The organism is Kribbella sp. NPDC051620 (assembly GCF_044453825.1).
Taxonomy (GTDB): Bacteria; Actinomycetota; Actinomycetes; order Propionibacteriales; family Kribbellaceae; genus Kribbella.
Window position 1 is genome coordinate 38,634 of the sequence record NZ_JBITDB010000012.1, and the last position, 15,948, is coordinate 54,581.

Here is a 15,948-nt window from a genome sequence, read left to right on the forward strand (position 1 = left end):
CCCCCGCGCCGCCCCCCCCGGCGGGCCCCCCCCCGCGCCCCCCCCCCCCCCCCCCCCCCCCCCCCGGGGGGGCGGGGGGGCGGCCCCGGGCCAGGGGTCGGTGTGGAAGTCGGAGACGACGACCCTCAGGCCGGGTCTGGGGTGTTCGCGGTTTAGGCGGGTGATGGCGTGTGCCAGGTCGGTTTGGGGGTGCTGGCCGGGGGTTGCTCGCGGCGACGACAGCAGGGTGCGGAGGGTACGGCGTAGAGCTGGGCCGCCGCCGACGTCGGGGATTCGGCGGACTTCGTTGCCTAGGGCGACTCGTACGCCTAGGCGGTTGCCGGGGCGGTCGGCAAGCAGGCCTGCTGCGCCGACGATGGCTACGGCTAGGTCGCGCTTCTCAGACAGCGCGGTACCGAAGTCCATCGAAGCAGAGGCGTCGACCAGCGCCCAGGTTTCCAGTTCGCGTTCGGCGAGGGGCGCCCGGACGTGCGGTTCGAGGGAGCGGGCGGTGACGTTCCAGTCCATCCGGCGGACGTCGTCCTGCCCTGCCTGGTACGGCCGTGCCTCGTTCGGCTCAGAACCCGGACCGCTCCGCAGGCCGGTGATCTCGCCCTGCAGGAACCCTTCCAGCTTCCGCTTCACCGAGAGCTCCAGCGAGCGGAGCGCCCGCTCCCGCCCGGCGAGCAGGTCAGGACCTGTCATGCCGCAGAACCCTGCGGTGCTTGATCAGCCGGTACTACGTGAGGCTGCTCGATCGCCTGCAGTACCCGCGACACGACCGCCCGCGGGTCGACTCCATCGGCCAGTGCGTCGAACGTCAGCACTAGCCGATGCGCCATCACGTCATGCGCAACGTCGTACACGTCAACAGGCAGTACGTAATCCCGCCCGCGCAGCAACGCCAGCGCCCGACCCGCCGCGACCAGACCGAGCGTCGCCCGCGGACTCACCCCGAACTCCAGTACGCCGCTGAGATCATTGATCCCGTACTGCGCCGGCACCCGCGTCGCGCGCACCAACCGGACGACGTACTCCGCGACCGCGTTGTGCACGAAGACGTCTTCCGTCGCCTCCTGCAACTCACTCACGATGGCCGGCGTCAGCACCGCGTTGGCGTGCGGCCGGTGCGAGCTCATCCGCTGCAGGATCGTGAGTTCCTCCAGCGGCGTCGGGTAGTCGACGGTGATCTTGAGCAGGAACCGGTCCCGCTGCGCCTCGGGCAACGCGTAGACGCCCTCGGACTCGATCGGGTTCTGGGTGGCCAGTACAAGGAACGGCTCGGGCAACGGGTAGCTGACGCCGCCGATGCTGACCTGGTTCTCCGCCATCGCCTCCAGCAACGCCGACTGCACCTTGGCGGGCGCGCGGTTGATCTCGTCGGCGAGTACGAGGTTGGCGAAGATCGGGCCGAGCTCGGTGTCGAAACCTTCCGCGGACGGCCGCCAGATCCGGGTGCCGACGATGTCACCGGGTACCAGATCAGGGGTGAACTGCAGCCGGGCGAAGCGGCCGCCGATCACCTCGGCCAGCGTCCGGACGGCGAGCGTCTTGGCGACACCCGGTACGCCTTCCAGCAGACAGTGGCCGCGGGCAAGCAATCCGACCAGCATCCGCTCCACCAGCTGGTCCTGCCCGACAACAACCCGCTTCACCTCGAAGAGCGCCCGCTCCAGTACTGCGGTCATGCGTTACTCCGTTGACCATCAGGGCAGTCGTGCGTCGCGCTCGGCGTACTGGGGCCTTCTTCCACAGTCACGTAGCCCTGGTCGGGGGCCGGGTCGTTGCCCGCGGCGTACGCGACGCCGCCTACGCCCAACGCGGCGGCTGCGATCGCAGTACCGAGCAGGAGGCGCTTGCCGGGGAGATTCATGCTGACTCCTTCGAGATCGGATGCTGAGTTCAATTCGTGGGGCACCAATCCATCAGGCGACCCCGAAAACGACCGGAAAGCAGAACGAAAGTCCAGCGAAAGCGCCTACCGGCTCTCACCGCCGGCGCGGCTACCTTTGAGTCGTGCGATTACTGGTGGTGGAGGACGAGGAAGGCCTGGTCAGCGCGCTGCGCTCGGGACTCGGTCGGGCCGGCTACGCGGTGGACGCGGCGCTGACCGGCGCGGAGGCGGTCGAGAAGCTCGCCAGCACGCCGTACGACCTGGCGATCCTCGACATCACGCTGCCGGACACGAGCGGGCTCGACCTGTGCCGCGCGGTACGGCGGGGCGAGATCGAGGTGGCCTCCGGGCGCGAGCTGCGGGTGCTCATGCTGACGGCGCGCGCCTCGCTCGCCGATCGGGTGCGGGGGCTGGACGAGGGTGCCGACGACTATCTGACGAAGCCGTTCGCGCTGGTTGAGCTGCTGGCGCGGATTCGGGCGCTGCTGCGGCGGGACGTGACGAACGGGACTACGCAGCTGCATGTGGGTGATCTGGTGCTGGACAGCTCGCGTCATCTGGCAACTCGGGCCGGGCGGGAGCTTCCGCTGACGCTGAAGGAGTTCGGCGTACTGCGGTATCTGATGTCGCGGCCGGGGCATGTGGTGTCGGCTGAGGAACTGCTCGAGCATGTGTGGGACGAGAACGCGGATCCGTTCACCCAGAGCGTCCGGGTGACGGTCGGGACGCTGCGGCGCAAGCTCACGCTGGAGGGCGAGGAACCCTTGCTGGAAACGGTGATCGGGCGCGGGTACCGGCTTCGAGGTGAGACATGAGACGGCCTGCGTTGCCTGGTTGGGCGCAGACGATCCGGTTCCGGCTGACGCTGGCCTATTCCGCGGTACTGATCGGCCTTTCCGCGCTCGTGCTCGGCAGCCTGTACTTCGCCCTGTCGGCGTACCTCGATCCGCAGCCGCTCGATCCGATCACCGTCAAGAAGTCCTACTACGACAAGGACGGGCACCTGAGGTTCAAGCCTGGCGAGCCGATCCAGGCTGCTGACATCGCCAGCGTCCAGTCGGCAGTGAACTACAAGACGCTGGAGACGCTCAAGACCTACTCGGCGGCCGGCATGGGCGTTTTGCTGCTCTTCAGCCTTGGTACCGGGTGGTGGCTCTCGGGTCGCGTGCTTCGGCCGGTACGCCGGATCACCGCGACTGCTCAGGACATCTCGGCGACCGATCTCTCCCGACGGATCGCGATGGACGGGCCGCAGGACGAGTTGCGCAATCTCGCGGACACGGTCGACGACATGCTCGAACGACTGGAGTCCGCCTTCGTCGCGCAACGGCAACTGGTCGACGACGCGTCGCACGAGCTGCGGAACCCGTTGGCCGTGATCCAGGCCAACGTGGACGCAGTACTGGCCCATGACGACACTCCGCCGGAGGATCGGGCGCAGGCGACGGCGATCGTGTCGCGTGCGATCCAGCGGATGACGCGGCTGGTGGAGGACCTGCTGGCGTCCGCTCGGCGGTCGTCACCGGCCTTCGTGGACGCGGATGTAGATCTGGCCGCCATTGCAGGGGAAGCCGCGGAGGAGTATGCGCTGCTCGCTGCTGATCGGGAGCTGCGGTTGGTACGCCGGTTGTCACCGGGGCCTATCGCTGCGGGTGATGCTCAGGCGCTGCGCCGGGCAGTCGACAACCTGCTCTCCAACGCCGTACGGCTGGCCCGCGGCGGCAGCGAACTCGTCCTGGCCGTCGGCAGCCGCAACGGCTGGGCCTGGATCGCAGTACGAGACGAAGGCCCCGGTATCGCCGACGAGGACACCGACCGCGTCTTCGACCGCTTCTTCCGCTCCGGCCAACGCCAACCCCCCGCCACCGTCCCCCTGGTCGACCCGTCAAGCGGCCCCTCCACCAGCCAACGCCGAGCAGGCCTCGGCCTGGCCATCGTCCGCCAGATAGCCGAATCCCACGGCGGCACCGTAGCCCTCCACTCCGAACTAGGCACCGGCTCCACCTTCACCCTCTGGCTCCCCGAACGCTCCCTCACCAACACCACCCGCCGCTCCCCCACACCCCCCACCGAAGACCCCCTGGGCCCCCGCTCCTAAACACCCCACGCGCTCTCCGATGCCCGCTCCTACGTCGCGCGCCTCTCCGACCGCTCCCACCCACCCCTTGCGCTGCGCGCGCCGAACCCTCGCGCTGCGCGCGCCAAACCCCGCGCTGCGCGCGCCAAACCGCTTGCGCTGCGCGCGTAAACCCCCTGCGCTGCGCGCTCCGAGGTTCCGCCCTCCTGCGTCGCGCGATTCGACCACGCTGCTCGTCGACTACATTGACCTACTGACTGGATTGCCTGCTGGTAGATTGTGATCCGGCAGCGTTCTCCTGCCCGTCCTGTTCGTCTCGCTGGCCGCGCCCGGCGGGAGTCTAAGCAGGCAAGCAGCCGATCAACGGCGCAGCAGAGCGAGGAAGTACATGCCACGCACACCTATTTCCGGAGTGCGAGCGCGGGCGGACTCCAGGAAGTAGTGACGATGTCGCGACGACGCGAACAAGAGATCCGTCAGTACATGAGCCAGCACGGGGTGACGTTCACCGTTGCACGGCGGGCATTGAGTGGCCACGGTCCAGCTGCAACAGGTAATCAGCCGGACGGCTGGCCTGCCGCGTCGAAGGACTACGTGGTCGGCGAGGTAATCGATCACCTCCGTCACCTGGTCGGCAACGGGCTGGAGACTTCTGATGCCGCCCGTGTTATCGAGAACCTTCTCCGTGGCCATTTCGACGAAGGAAGGATCGCCGCGGCGATCACCACAATGGGTGACGTCATGGTCGTCTCTGTGGCCAGCGCGCCTGCTGACTTCCCGCTCATCCAATCCGGCGTCGTCTGGGAGCACGAGTACGGGATGACGTTGGAGGAGGTCACCCTCGGACTCGATGCCGAGCTCGAAATCAGCTTGCCTGACTGGGCAGCTGCGCCATTGATCAGCACCGGCGCTGCGGCTACCGCCTATGTCGAGGACGCCTGGGTGACCGTTGCGTTGCGGGGCGTCGAACTCGAATGCACAGCCCAACTGCGGGTCGAATCGGAGCAAGCCGAGATCACAGAGTTGCGAATCGGCAGGCGCGAGGACTGAGCGAACAGCCGATTCCACGCAGGTCTGGACCAATTGGTCCAGACCTGCGCTTCTTGAAGCGCATCCTCTTCCAGTCCGTCAATGCGGCTCGACTGCCGCGCATTCGTTGCTCATCGCAACATAATTGCCAGGAGCTCCAGGGGAAGATGTAGTCGGTTTGGTTCGGAGCGTAATCGAACATATGATCGAAGCATGAGCAAGCGTTCGAGTGGTGAGGCGACTGGCGGGCCGTCGGGCTCGTTGGGGCGAGCTGCTGGACGGCCGCCTACGCAGAGCTTGCTGCGGTTCGACCAGGAGGACGACTGCGGTCTGGGGACCTCTTTGTATGAGGCAGTGGTTTGCCAGGACACGAGCCTGCTGAGTGATTTCGGGTGGTTGGATCGGCTGGACGCGATCACCTTGCTGGAGGATCGTCTGGCCGCCCTGAAGGCGAAGACCATCGCCGGCTTCGATGACTGCTTGCGGGGTGTTTCTGCTGATCTGGGACACCGGTACCCGCAGCCGGGCGACCGCGCCGCGACGGCCGGCGAGCGGCGTTGGATAGCCGGTGATCTGCGGTCGGTCTCCGACGAGATCGCCGGGATCCTCGAAATGCGGCGCGGTAGCGCCACCACCCGGATTCACCGCTCCTGCGAACTGGTCCACAACTTCCCCGCCACGCTCGCCGCGTTGTCCGCGGGACACCTGACCGAGCGGGCCGCGTTCACGATCGTGCGCGAGCTTTCGGTACTGGAAGACATCGCCGACATCCGCGCCGCCGAGTCCGCCGTCCTGGCATGGAGCAAGACGCATCCACTGGTGGACATCAAGCAAGCCTGCCAGCGCGAGGCCGCTCGCCGCTCGCCGGAAGCGACCGACAAGGCCTATCAGCGCGCCCACGACGAGCGATCCGTGCGGATGTACTCCGATGACCTCGGCCGATCCGACATCGTCCACAACCAGAGCAGCATCGACGGTGCCGCAGTGATGACCAGCCTCTCCCGCGCCGCGATCCGCTGCCGCCGCCTGGGCGACCCGCGCACTCTGGACCAGCTCCGAGCCGACATAGCCCTGAGCCGCCTCCTCCCGAGAAGCAAGCGCCCCACCCCACAGCCCCAACCAGCCACCCGAGCCACCGACCCAGCCCACACAGCCGATCTGGCCGATCTGGCTGACCCGGCAGATCTGGCCGAGGCAGCCGACCCGGCTGATCTGGCTGACTCGGCTGATCTGGCCGACGTGGCAGAGCCGGCTGACGACGCAGGCGTCCCGCCAACTGAAGTGCCGGGCGACGAACCGGCCTTCGAACCACTCGGTGCAGATCTGCAGACCACCGACAGTTGGTGCGACGGTCCCGACGATCCCGACCGAGATGAAAGTGCCACTCTCCACCCTGCAAATCCCCGCAGTGATGCCGGCGACGAGCACAAGAACACCCACCTCGGCGAGCAGACCGGTGCTACAAGCGATCGGTTCCGAGGAACTGATGTTGATAGGCCGGACGAGTCTCTTGTTGGGGCAGAGGCCGCGGTGGTCATCCATGCGACGGCCGCCGAGGTGCGTGCCCTGATCGAGGAGGAGCAGGGAACCGGCGGAGAAACCGATCAGCACGGACCTCTCCCGCAGAGCGCGCTACGCAAGTACCTTCTCAAGGCCCTCACACAGACCCTTCTGCTGAACCTCTCCAGTACTTCCGTCAGCCCCAGTACGTCCGCCGAAGGCTTTGCGGCCGGAGGGACTGGGGTTGGTTCAAGGGTTGAGCTTCAGGTGACGGATCGACCGCCTGCGAGTGATCCGGATCGGTACGTGCCATCAGCGGCGTTGGACCGGTATGTGAGGTTGCGCGATCGCACCTGCCAGTTCCCGGGTTGTAACCGGCCTGCGGAGTTCACCGATCTGGACCACCGGGTGTCGTTCGCCGCCGATGGGCGTACGACCGCGGCCAACCTCTGGTGCCTGTGCCGCCACCACCATCGCCTCAAGCACGAAGGCGGTTGGCAGATACACCTCAGCGCCGACGGCATCTACACCTGGACCAGCCCAACCGGCCGCCATCACCCCAACAAGCGCCGCCACCGTCCCGGCAACGGCCACCGTCCCGGCAAACAGAGTGACGGCGACGACCACCAATCCTCGGTCGAGCCAACCATCGCCCCAAGCTGACGATGCCGCCGGTCTCGAGGAGAAGCCGACGACGTCGCCCGCTCGGGGAGAAGCTGACGATGTCGCCGGCCTCGATGACTTAGTCGGGGCGGCTGCCGATGAGTAGGAAGGCGCCGGCTGTGAGGACGATCAGGGCGATGCCTCCCAGGACGCTCGGGCTTACGTAGTCCACACCCCAGTCGGCGGCTTGCATGCGTTCAGGCATTTCACGGTCGTAGATGACGTCGATCGTGGGGCCGAGGTCGTCGTCGTAGTAGTTGGTGGTGTCGTTCTCGACTTGCTGGCCGGACTTGGTGGTGTACCTGACCATGAGGCGTTTGTTGGCGGCGCGGCCGTGGTCGGATTTCTCGCCCAGGACCGTGGCGGTGACTACCTCGCCCCGGCGCGACAGCCAGTAGGTGTCCTCCGCCATCGCGGCCGCGATCAGCAACATGACCACGGCGCCGAGCAGACAGCAGATACCTTCCCAGATGCGGCGATCGCGCTTCTTCGGCCGGGCGGCACTAGCCACGGCGGCGACCGGCCCTGGGCAGGACCGCCGGAGGGGTTTCCTTGGTCAGCGGTACTCCGAGGCCAGCAGCGGTCGGGTGCCGGACAGTACTGCGGCGTAGCGGGCTCGGACGTCTGCGGCGGCTTCGTCAGACAGTACTGCGGACTCGGGCTTGCTCATGGCGACGTCCCAGACAGGTAGGTCGCCTGAGACGGCCCAGGCGGCTTGCCGGGCGGCGCCTAGGGCGACGTACTCGGCGGGCTCGGGTAGTACGACGGGGGCACCGAGCAGGGCAGGGGCTAGGGCCTGGACTGCGCGGGAGCGGGCGGCGCCGCCGAGCAGGAGGACCCGGTGGACGGGGATGCCTTGGGCTCGGAGGGCGTCGACGGCGTCGGCCAGGCCGCAGAGCATGCCTTCGACTGCTGCTCGGGCCATGGTGGCGGGCTGGGCGGTGGTACGGGTGAGGCCGTAGATGAGGCCTGTGGAGTGCGGGAGGTCTGGGGTGCGCTCGCCGTCCAGGTAAGGGAGCATGACGAGGCCGTTGCTGCCGGGAGAGGTCAGAGCGGCCTCGTCCAAGGCGGCAAGGTCCATGCCGAGCAGAGTGGCGGTTGCCGACATCACCCGGGCAGCGTTCAGGGTGCAGACCAGGGGCAGGTAGCCGCCGGTGGCGTCGGCGAAGCCAGCTACGAAGCCGCTTGGGTCAGAGGTGGGCGAGGCGAAGCGGGCGAACGCAGTGCCGCTGGTTCCAAGGGAGACGGCCACGTCGCCGGGCTGGAGGTCGAGGCCCAGGGCGGCGGCCATGTTGTCGCCGGTGCCGGCTGCCAACGCCGCGCCGAAGGAAGTCTGGCCGACGACCTCCGACGGGCCGGCGACGCGCGGGAGCTGCAGCGAGCGACCGAAGGCGAGCTCGACCAGGTCAGGGCGGTAGTCATTGGTGGAAGGCGACCACCAGCCCGTACCTGAGGCATCTCCCCGATCCGTCGTCAGCTCGGCGATACCCGACCGGTCAGCGGCGAGCTGGTGCGTCAGCCAGTCGTGCGGCAAAGCGACCGCCTCGGCGCGAGCAGCCGCGTCGGGAGCAGCGCCTTGGACCCAGCGCAACTTGGTGACGGTGAAGCTCGGTACCGGCACGGACCCAACAGCGGAAGCCCAGGCCTCGGGTCCGCCCAGCTCGGAGACCAAAGCCGTGGTGGCGTCGGCCGAGCTGGTGTCGTTCCACAACACGGCCGGATGCACAACGGCCCCGGTACCGTCCAGCAGAACCATGCCGTGCTGCTGACCCGCGACCGACAACGCCGAGACACCATCCAGCAGGCCGTCGGAGGCGATCGACCACGCCTTCCACCACTCGTTCGGGTCGACCTGGGTGGCGTCGGGATGCGGCGCGCGGCCTTCCCGCAGTACCTCGCCGGTGGTGGCATCGCACACGACGACCTTGGTCGCCTGGGTCGAGCAGTCGACTCCGGCAACCAGTGTGGGGTCAGTCATCTAGAGATCCTTTTCGGTAGCTAGGTGCCGCAGGACGTCACGGGCGAGGTCGGTCGTCGTCACCAGCGTGCTGACCAGCCCGGCCCGCACGGCGGCGATCACCGCCGGGGCGCGATGGGCTCCCGCGGCGAGGGCGATCCGCTCCGCCGGGTGGCGCAGCTGGTCGACCGAGACCGCGATGATCATCTGTTCCAGCGGTGACTGGACCAGTCTGCCGTCCCGGTCCAGAAGATGCCCGCTGACCTCGGCGATTGCGCCGCCTGCGAGACCTTCGGCGCGGAGTTCCTCCGACACCGCGTCCCAGACCGTGGAGCAGCCGGCCCGCCAGGCGCCGATCGCGACGACCGAGATGTCGAGCCCGTCGGCCAGCGCCAGGGTGTCCGCGATGCCGGGCTGCCGGCGCAACGCGGCGACGGCGGCGATGTCGTCGACGACGAGCGGCGCGTGGACGGCGTGCGCAGTACCGCCGGCGAGAGCAGCCGCTCGGCGGGCAAGGTCCATCGTGCTGCCGCCGCCGGCGGGCGAGTGGAGCGAACCGGCCATCTGGATCACCGTGCAGGCAGGCAGTACGTCGATATGGTCGACCATCGCGTCAACCGCCCGACTCCAGGTCAGGCCGAGCAGGTCGCCGTCGCGGACCAGGGGCGCGACCGTTCGAGCCGCGGCCTCGGCGACCTGGTCGCGGACCTGCTCGGGCGATCCCGAGGTGTGGGTGACGACGCAGGATTGGAGCCCGAGCGCGTCGGCCAGCTGTTCGGACAGTCCGCGATCGATCGGCGACGGGTTCTTGATCTGGATCTGGACGATGCCGCGACTGCGCGCGTCCTCGAGCAGCCGGGCGACCTTGAACCGGCTCAGGTCCAGCTCCTTCGCGATGTCCACCTTGGAGATGTTGTCGAGGTAGTACCGGCGAGCGACGTCGGCCAGCAGCTCGTCGTCCTCGTCGCCCTCGCCGAGCAACTGTCCCCGACCGTTCACCGTCGCCCCGCCACCAATCTTCTCCCGTGATTCCCCGGCACCGTAACGGTTCGCGGGCCCTTGCCGCGAGCCCCTTCTCAGGTCCGCGCCTCCAGGGTTGCTCGCGCTCCACGTTCGTGGAGCGAAGCGAGCGCGGCGGTGTAGGCGGAGACGAAGCGGGGGTCGTCGACGAGGTCACCGAACAGATCCCGGTCGGACACGAAGAGCAACGGTTCCGTACGGTTGTGCTGCGCTCGTTCGACCAGCTTGTCCCTCAGCCTGTCCACGACCTCGATCGGCTCACCTTGCTCGTCCACGCCCTCGGCGTACCGGGCCCAGGAGGCGATCACCAGAGCGGAGTGCTCGATCCCGCGATCCGCGGCGAGTTGCTCGCGGACGACGGGGACCAGCCATTTGGGGATGCGGTCCGAGCTCTCCGCGCAGAGCCGGGCGAGAGTGTCGCGTACTTCGGGGTTCGCGAACCGCTCGATCAGCTGATGCTTGTACCGATCCAGGTCGACCCCAGGCACCGGTGGCAGCGTCGGCGTACCCTCCGAATCCATGTAGCCGAGCAGGAAGTCGACGAACAGCTTGTCCTGGCAGACCTCGTGCGCGTAGCGGTAGCCGGCCAGGTACCCCAGGTAGCAGAGGGCTTGGTGGCTCGCGTTGAGCAGCCGCAGCTTCATCAGCTCGTACGGTTCGACGTCCTCGACCAGTTGCACGCCGACGTCCTCGTATGCAGGCCGCGAACCACCGAAGTCGTCCTCGAGCACCCACTGCGTGAACGGCTCGCACACCACCGGCCAGCCGTCCTCGACCCCGTACTGCGACGCCAGCGCCTCACGATCCGCGTCGGCGGTGACCGGCGTGATCCGGTCGACCATGCAGTTGGGGAACCGAACCTCGCTCTCCAGGAAGGCCGCGAGCGATGGGTCCTTCAGCCGGGCGAAGGCAGCGAGCATCTTGCGCGCTACGTGGCCGTTGCCCGGGATGTTGTCGCAGGACATCACCGTGAACGGCGCGACGCCGGCCGCCCGTCGCCGGGCGAGCGCCTCGACGATGAAGCCGAACGCGCTCCCCGGCAGCGCGCCCGGCTCCAGGTCAGCAGCTAGGCCGGGGTCGGAGGCGTCCAGCTCCCCCGTCACCTGGTTCACGTGGTACCCGCCCTCGGTGATCGTCAGCGAGACGATCTTGGTGGCGGGGTCGGTCAGCTGCGTCAGTACGGCCTCGGGATCGTCCGGCGCGAAGAGGTAGCCGACGATCGAGCCGATCACCCGTGGCTCAAGCGTCCCGTCCGGGTACTTGACGACGAGCGTGTAGAGGCAGTCCTGCGCCGCCATCACCTCGGCCATCCGCTTGTCGTGCGGGAGGACACCGACGCCGACGATGCCCCAGTCGAGTGCTTTGCCCTCGTTCATCAGCTTGTCGAGGTACATCGCCTGATGGGCCCGGTGGAAGCCGCCGACCCCGAAATGGACGATGCCTGGGCGTACCGAAGTACGGTCGTACTTCGGTACGCCGACTCGCTCGTCGAGCGAGTTCAGGCTGGCCGAGTTGAGTCCTTGCACCGTTGCCTCCGTCACTTGACCGCCCCGAGCGACAGGCCCTGGACGAGCTTGTCCTGTGCCGCGAACCCGGCGATCAGCACCGGCAGCGACACCACCAGGGAGGCCGCGCAGACCTTCGCGAGGAACAGGCCCTGGCTGGTGACGAAGCCGGTCAGGAACACCGGCGCGGTCTGTGCCACGGTACCCGTGAGGACGCGGGCGAAAAGCAGCTCGTTCCAGCTGAAGATGAAGCAGATCAGGGACGCGCTCGCGATCCCGGGCATCACTACCGGGGCGACCACTGAGCGGAGAGTACGCACCAGGCCGGCGCCGTCGACGGAGGCCGCTTCGAGGATCTCGACCGGTACTTCGGCCAGGAAGCTGCGCAGCATCCAGACCGCGATCGGCAGGTTCATCGACGTGTAGAGCACGATCAGCAGCCAGATGTTGTCCAGCAGCCCGGCGAACTGCGCGAACAGGTAGATCGGCAGCAGCCCTGCGACCACCGGCAGCATCTTGGTGGACAGGAAGAAGAACATCACGTCGGTCCACTTCTTCACCGGCTTGATCGACAGCGCGTACGCCGCCGGGAACGCCAGCAGGATGACCAGCAGCGTCGACAGGATGCTCGCGGTCAGCGAGTTCGCGATCGACGGCCAGGGACCGGAGTCGAAGAACGACCGGAAGCCGTCCAGGGTCAGCGGCGCGGTGACGTCCGGCGGGTTCTTCGCCGCGTCCTCCTCGTGGTGGAACGAGGTCAGCGCCATCCACAGCACCGGCAACACGAACAGGATGCCGACGATCCAGGCGAGCCCGGACAACGCCCAGCCGCCACCACGGTTCTTCCTGCCGGTCACGATGGTTACCTGGCCGCTCATCGGCCCTCCTCCTTGAACAGGGTGGACACCGAGCGGAGCGCGAAGGTCGCGATCACGATGGTGCCGATCACGACGATGACGCCGGCGGCCGAGGCCCGGCCGTAGTCGTGGGCGGTGTAGAAGGTCTGGTAGATCGTGTACGGCAGGTTGGCCGTACCGAGTCCGCCGGACGTGATCGTGAAGACGGCGTCGAAGTTCTGTACGACGTAGATCGAGCCGAGCAGCGCGCTCAGTTCGAGGTACTGACGCAGGTGCGGCAGGGTCATGTACCGGAAGATGTCCCACTGGCTCGCGCCGTCGATGCCCGCTGCCTCGATCACGTCGAGCGGGCGGCTCTGCAGGCCGGCCAGGATGATCAGCATCATGAACGGCGTCCACTGCCAGACCAGCGCGAAGATCACTGACCACAGAGGTTGGTTGCTGATCCAGTCGGGTTGTGGTGCGTTGTCGCCGAAGATCCACTTCAGCACGCCGTTGAAGAGCCCGTACTCCGGGTTGTACAGCGCGTGCTTCCACAACAGGGCCGCTGCGACCGGTACGACGAGGAACGGCGTGATCATCATCGTGCGGACAGCGCCGCGGCCGCGGAACTTGCGGTCGAGCAGGAGCGCGATGCCCAGGCCGAGGAGCAGGCTGATGAGGACGACGCCCGCGGTGAGCAGGATGGTCACCCAGATGGCGTGCCGGGTGTTCGCGTCGGTGAGGACGCGGCGGAAGTTGTCGACGCCGGCGAAGCTGCGCTCGTCGGGGTAGTACGCGTTCCAGTTCATGAACGAGGTGATGATCGTGACCACGAACGGCAGCTGGGTGACGATGATCATGAAGACCAGCGCGGGCATCAGCGGCGCCCTGCGGGCCCAGTCGCCGGTGCTGCGCAGCAGGGTGCTCGGCTTCTTCGGCGGGGTGGTTGTGTGGCGGCCCGGGCGCGCCTCGGTGTCGATACTCATGGCCCTCACTTCGCTTCTCTGGCGCGATAGCGGTCAGCTACGTCGTCGGCGAGTTCCTGTCCACGTTTCAAGGCGTCGTCCACACTCATCCGGCCGGCGATCGCCGAGCTGACGTCTTGACTGACCTGGGTCCCGAGATCGGGGAACTCCGGGATGTCGATGAACTGGATGCCGATCGCCGGCCGCGGCTGGGCGCCCGGGTTGCGCGGGTCGGCGGTCTCGATCGCCTGCTTGGTCGGGTCGGCGAACGCCGCCGCCTCCTTGCGGTAGTTCGGGTTCTCGTACGTCGAGGCGCGCTTGCCGGCCGGGACGCGGGACCAGCCGAGCTCCTTGCCGACCAGCTCCTCGTACTGCTTGCTGGAGGCCCAGGAGATGAACTTCCAGGCGTTGTCCTTCTTCTTGCTCGCCTCCTGGATGCTCCACGACCAGGCGTACAGCCAGCCGGAGCTGTCGGTCTTCACGACCGGCGCGGGGGCGTACCCCATCTTGCCCTTGACCGGCGAGTTGGGCGCTTCGAGCGAACCGGCGGCCGAGGTGGCGTCGTACCACATCGCGACGTTGCCCTGGACGAGGTTGTTGAGGCACTCGGTGAAGCCGGCCTGCGGGGCACCGAGCTCGCCGTGGTTGCGGACCAGGTCGACATAGAACTTGGTCGCCTCGGTGAACTCGGGTGCGTTGACCTTGGCCTGCCAGTCCTCCGTGAACCAGGTACCGCCGAAGGTGTTCACCACGGTCGTCAGCGGGGCGAACAGCTGGCCCCAACCGGGTTGGCCGCGCAGGCAGATGCCGCGCATGCCGGGCTGGGCGTTGTCGACCTTCGCGGCGATGTCGGCGACCTGCTGCCAGGTCGGCTTGGCAGGCATCTCGATGCCCTTGGCCTGCAGGATGTCCTTGCGGTACATCAGGAAGCTCGACTCGCCGTAGAACGGTTCGCCGTAGATCTTGCCGTCGTCACCGGACATCGACTCGGTCATCGGCTTGAGGATGTCGTCCTGGTTGAACGCCGTGTCCTTGGCGATGTAGTCCGACAGCGGCGCGATCCACTTGCTCTTGGCGTAGATCGGGATCTCGAAGTTGCTCAGCGAGGCGACGTCGTACTGGCCGGCCTGGCTGGAGAACTCCTGGCTGATCTTGTCCCGGACGTCGTTCTCCGGCAGCACGGTGTAGTTGACCTTGATCCCGGTCTGCTTGGTGAAGTTGTCCGCGGTCAGCTTCTGCAGGTCGACCATCTGCGGGTTGTTCACCATCAGCACGTTGACGCTGTCGGCGCCACCGCCCCCGCCGCCTCCGCCGCCCCACCCGGCGCAGCTGCTCATTCCGCTCACCAGCAGGAGTGCGATCGCCACACCTCCGATGCGTTTGCGCTGTTCCAGCACGGGCTGCTCCTTCGCGATCGGCGGGCACTCGCTCATATGAGCAGCACGCTGCTCATCGTTGAGTGAACCGTTTGGCCTGCCGCGTGTCAAGAGTTCGTTGAGCATCTGTGCATTGGCGTGCTCATTTGAGCGCTCTAGCGCTGGGAGTGGGCAGCAGCCACACTGTGCGGTGATGCCTGAGGTCGAGACCCGCCTGCTCGGCGGCACCGCCAACCGTGGCCTGGTGGTACGGGTCGGCGATACCGTACGCCGCCCGCTGCGGCCCAGCAGCCCTGCCGTGCATGCGCTGCTGGATCATCTCCAGGAGGTCGGCTTCGACTCCTCACCCGCCTTCCTCGGGGTGGACGAGCAGGGCCGCGAAGTACTGACCTACGTGCCGGGCGAGACCGTGCAGGCGCCGTACCCGTCGTGGTCGATGACCGACGCGGCGTTGGAGAGCGTCGCGCACCTGCTACGGCGGTACCACGAAGCCGTACTCGGCTTCGACCCTTCCGGCTACCCGTGGGCCGAGTCGGTGCCCGCGGAGTACGACGACGGGCTGGTCGGCCACAACGACCCCAACCTCGACAACATCGTCTTCCGCGACGGCCTGGCGGTCGCCCTGATCGACTTCGACCTGGCCGGTCCCGGGTCGGTGCTCTGGGACATCGCTGCCGCCGTTCGGTTGTGGGCACCGCTGCGTCCCGACGCCGACATCCACGACGTACGCCAAGGCCAAGCTCTAGCCCGCCTCCGCCGCTTCACCGACGCCTACGGACTCACCGAGCTGGACCGCACCCGCCTCATCGACGCAGCCGCCGCCAACCACATCTGGTGCATGGACTACGTCCGCCGAGGCGCCGAATCCGGCCACCCCTGGTTCCTCCAACGCTGGACCACGGGCGAAGCGACTCTCACAGAGAGAACCAACAGGTGGTTCATCACCCACCACGAGGAACTAGTAAAAGCCTTACAGACCTAGGAAATCCCACGCACCCGCCGCCGCTCGCTCCTTCGTCGCTCGCCGCTCTGGGCGCTCCCACCCACCTGGGCTTGCCCCCGGGTGGTGGACACCGGGTTATGCGGCTTTGGCCGCTGTGGAGTGGTGTGTGAGTTCGTACTGTATTGGGCTGGTCATGCCGAG

The 15,948-nt window shown here is 67.5% G+C and carries 14 protein-coding genes and 1 pseudogene; 5 read left to right on the forward strand and 10 right to left on the reverse strand.

Translation table 11 applies throughout. The annotated features are described in order from the left end of the window. Positions 1–318: 318 nt before the first annotated feature. The 3 genes and pseudogenes from ACIA12_RS40180 to ACIA12_RS40190 all read right to left on the reverse strand — a co-directional run. Positions 319–684 (reverse strand): annotated as a pseudogene (locus ACIA12_RS40180) (DUF58 domain-containing protein); the annotation flags it as partial. Continuing rightward, positions 681–1,667, reverse strand: a complete 987-nt coding sequence (locus ACIA12_RS40185; RefSeq protein ID WP_396372724.1) for an AAA family ATPase — start codon at positions 1,665–1,667, stop codon at positions 681–683. The pseudogene ACIA12_RS40180 and the gene ACIA12_RS40185, both read right to left, overlap by 4 nt. Beyond that, entirely contained in the window at positions 1,664–1,852 is a 189-nt protein-coding gene (locus ACIA12_RS40190) for a hypothetical protein (RefSeq protein ID WP_396372725.1), read from the reverse strand. The genes ACIA12_RS40185 and ACIA12_RS40190 overlap by 4 nt, the downstream gene beginning before the upstream one ends. Before the next feature lie 143 nt (positions 1,853–1,995). On the opposite strand from ACIA12_RS40190, the gene ACIA12_RS40195 reads away from it, so the two are divergent. From ACIA12_RS40195 to ACIA12_RS40210, 4 genes are all read left to right on the forward strand, one after another. Continuing rightward, the gene (locus ACIA12_RS40195; RefSeq protein WP_396372726.1) at positions 1,996–2,688 is read left to right on the forward strand and encodes a response regulator transcription factor; all 693 of its coding nucleotides are present in this window, start codon (positions 1,996–1,998) and stop codon (positions 2,686–2,688) included. After that, positions 2,685–3,971 (forward strand): sensor histidine kinase, encoded by a 1,287-nt coding sequence (locus ACIA12_RS40200; RefSeq protein ID WP_396372727.1) that lies wholly within the window; start codon positions 2,685–2,687, stop codon positions 3,969–3,971. Before ACIA12_RS40195 ends, ACIA12_RS40200 begins: the two co-directional genes overlap by 4 nt. Positions 3,972–4,391: 420 nt before the next feature. Further along, positions 4,392–5,000 (forward strand): hypothetical protein, encoded by a 609-nt coding sequence (locus ACIA12_RS40205; RefSeq protein ID WP_396372728.1) that lies wholly within the window; start codon positions 4,392–4,394, stop codon positions 4,998–5,000. An 81-nt stretch (positions 5,001–5,081) separates the two neighbouring features. Next, complete coding sequence (locus ACIA12_RS40210) at positions 5,082–7,142, forward strand: DUF222 domain-containing protein (protein WP_396372729.1); 2,061 nt, start codon at positions 5,082–5,084, stop codon at positions 7,140–7,142. 79 nt (positions 7,143–7,221) lie between these two features. Here the strand turns inward: ACIA12_RS40210 and ACIA12_RS40215 are convergent, their stop codons facing one another. The 7 genes from ACIA12_RS40215 to ACIA12_RS40245 form a co-directional block, all read right to left on the reverse strand. Continuing rightward, a complete protein-coding gene (locus tag ACIA12_RS40215; protein WP_396372730.1) occupies positions 7,222–7,653 on the reverse strand; it encodes a DUF3592 domain-containing protein in 432 nt (143 codons plus the stop codon). A 45-nt stretch (positions 7,654–7,698) separates the two neighbouring features. Beyond that, positions 7,699–9,120 (reverse strand): xylulokinase, encoded by a 1,422-nt coding sequence (xylB, locus tag ACIA12_RS40220; RefSeq protein ID WP_396372731.1) that lies wholly within the window; start codon positions 9,118–9,120, stop codon positions 7,699–7,701. After that, positions 9,121–10,098, reverse strand: coding sequence for a sugar-binding transcriptional regulator (locus tag ACIA12_RS40225; RefSeq protein ID WP_396372732.1), 978 nt, complete (start codon positions 10,096–10,098; stop codon positions 9,121–9,123). Positions 10,099–10,175: 77 nt separating this feature from the next. Then, positions 10,176–11,660, reverse strand: a complete 1,485-nt coding sequence (locus ACIA12_RS40230; RefSeq protein ID WP_396372733.1) for a mannitol dehydrogenase family protein — start codon at positions 11,658–11,660, stop codon at positions 10,176–10,178. Beyond that, entirely contained in the window at positions 11,657–12,502 is an 846-nt protein-coding gene (locus ACIA12_RS40235) for a carbohydrate ABC transporter permease (RefSeq protein WP_363819379.1), read from the reverse strand. Before ACIA12_RS40235 ends, ACIA12_RS40230 begins: the two co-directional genes overlap by 4 nt. Further along, positions 12,499–13,449: a carbohydrate ABC transporter permease gene (locus ACIA12_RS40240; protein ID WP_396372734.1), complete on the reverse strand. Its 951-nt coding sequence runs from the start codon at positions 13,447–13,449 to the stop codon at positions 12,499–12,501. Before ACIA12_RS40240 ends, ACIA12_RS40235 begins: the two co-directional genes overlap by 4 nt. A 5-nt stretch (positions 13,450–13,454) precedes the next feature. Then, a complete protein-coding gene (locus ACIA12_RS40245; RefSeq protein ID WP_396372735.1) occupies positions 13,455–14,825 on the reverse strand; it encodes an ABC transporter substrate-binding protein in 1,371 nt (456 codons plus the stop codon). 172 nt (positions 14,826–14,997) lie between these two features. On the opposite strand from ACIA12_RS40245, the gene ACIA12_RS40250 reads away from it, so the two are divergent. After that, positions 14,998–15,786: a phosphotransferase gene (locus ACIA12_RS40250; RefSeq protein ID WP_396372736.1), complete on the forward strand. Its 789-nt coding sequence runs from the start codon at positions 14,998–15,000 to the stop codon at positions 15,784–15,786. Positions 15,787–15,948 lie beyond the last annotated feature (162 nt).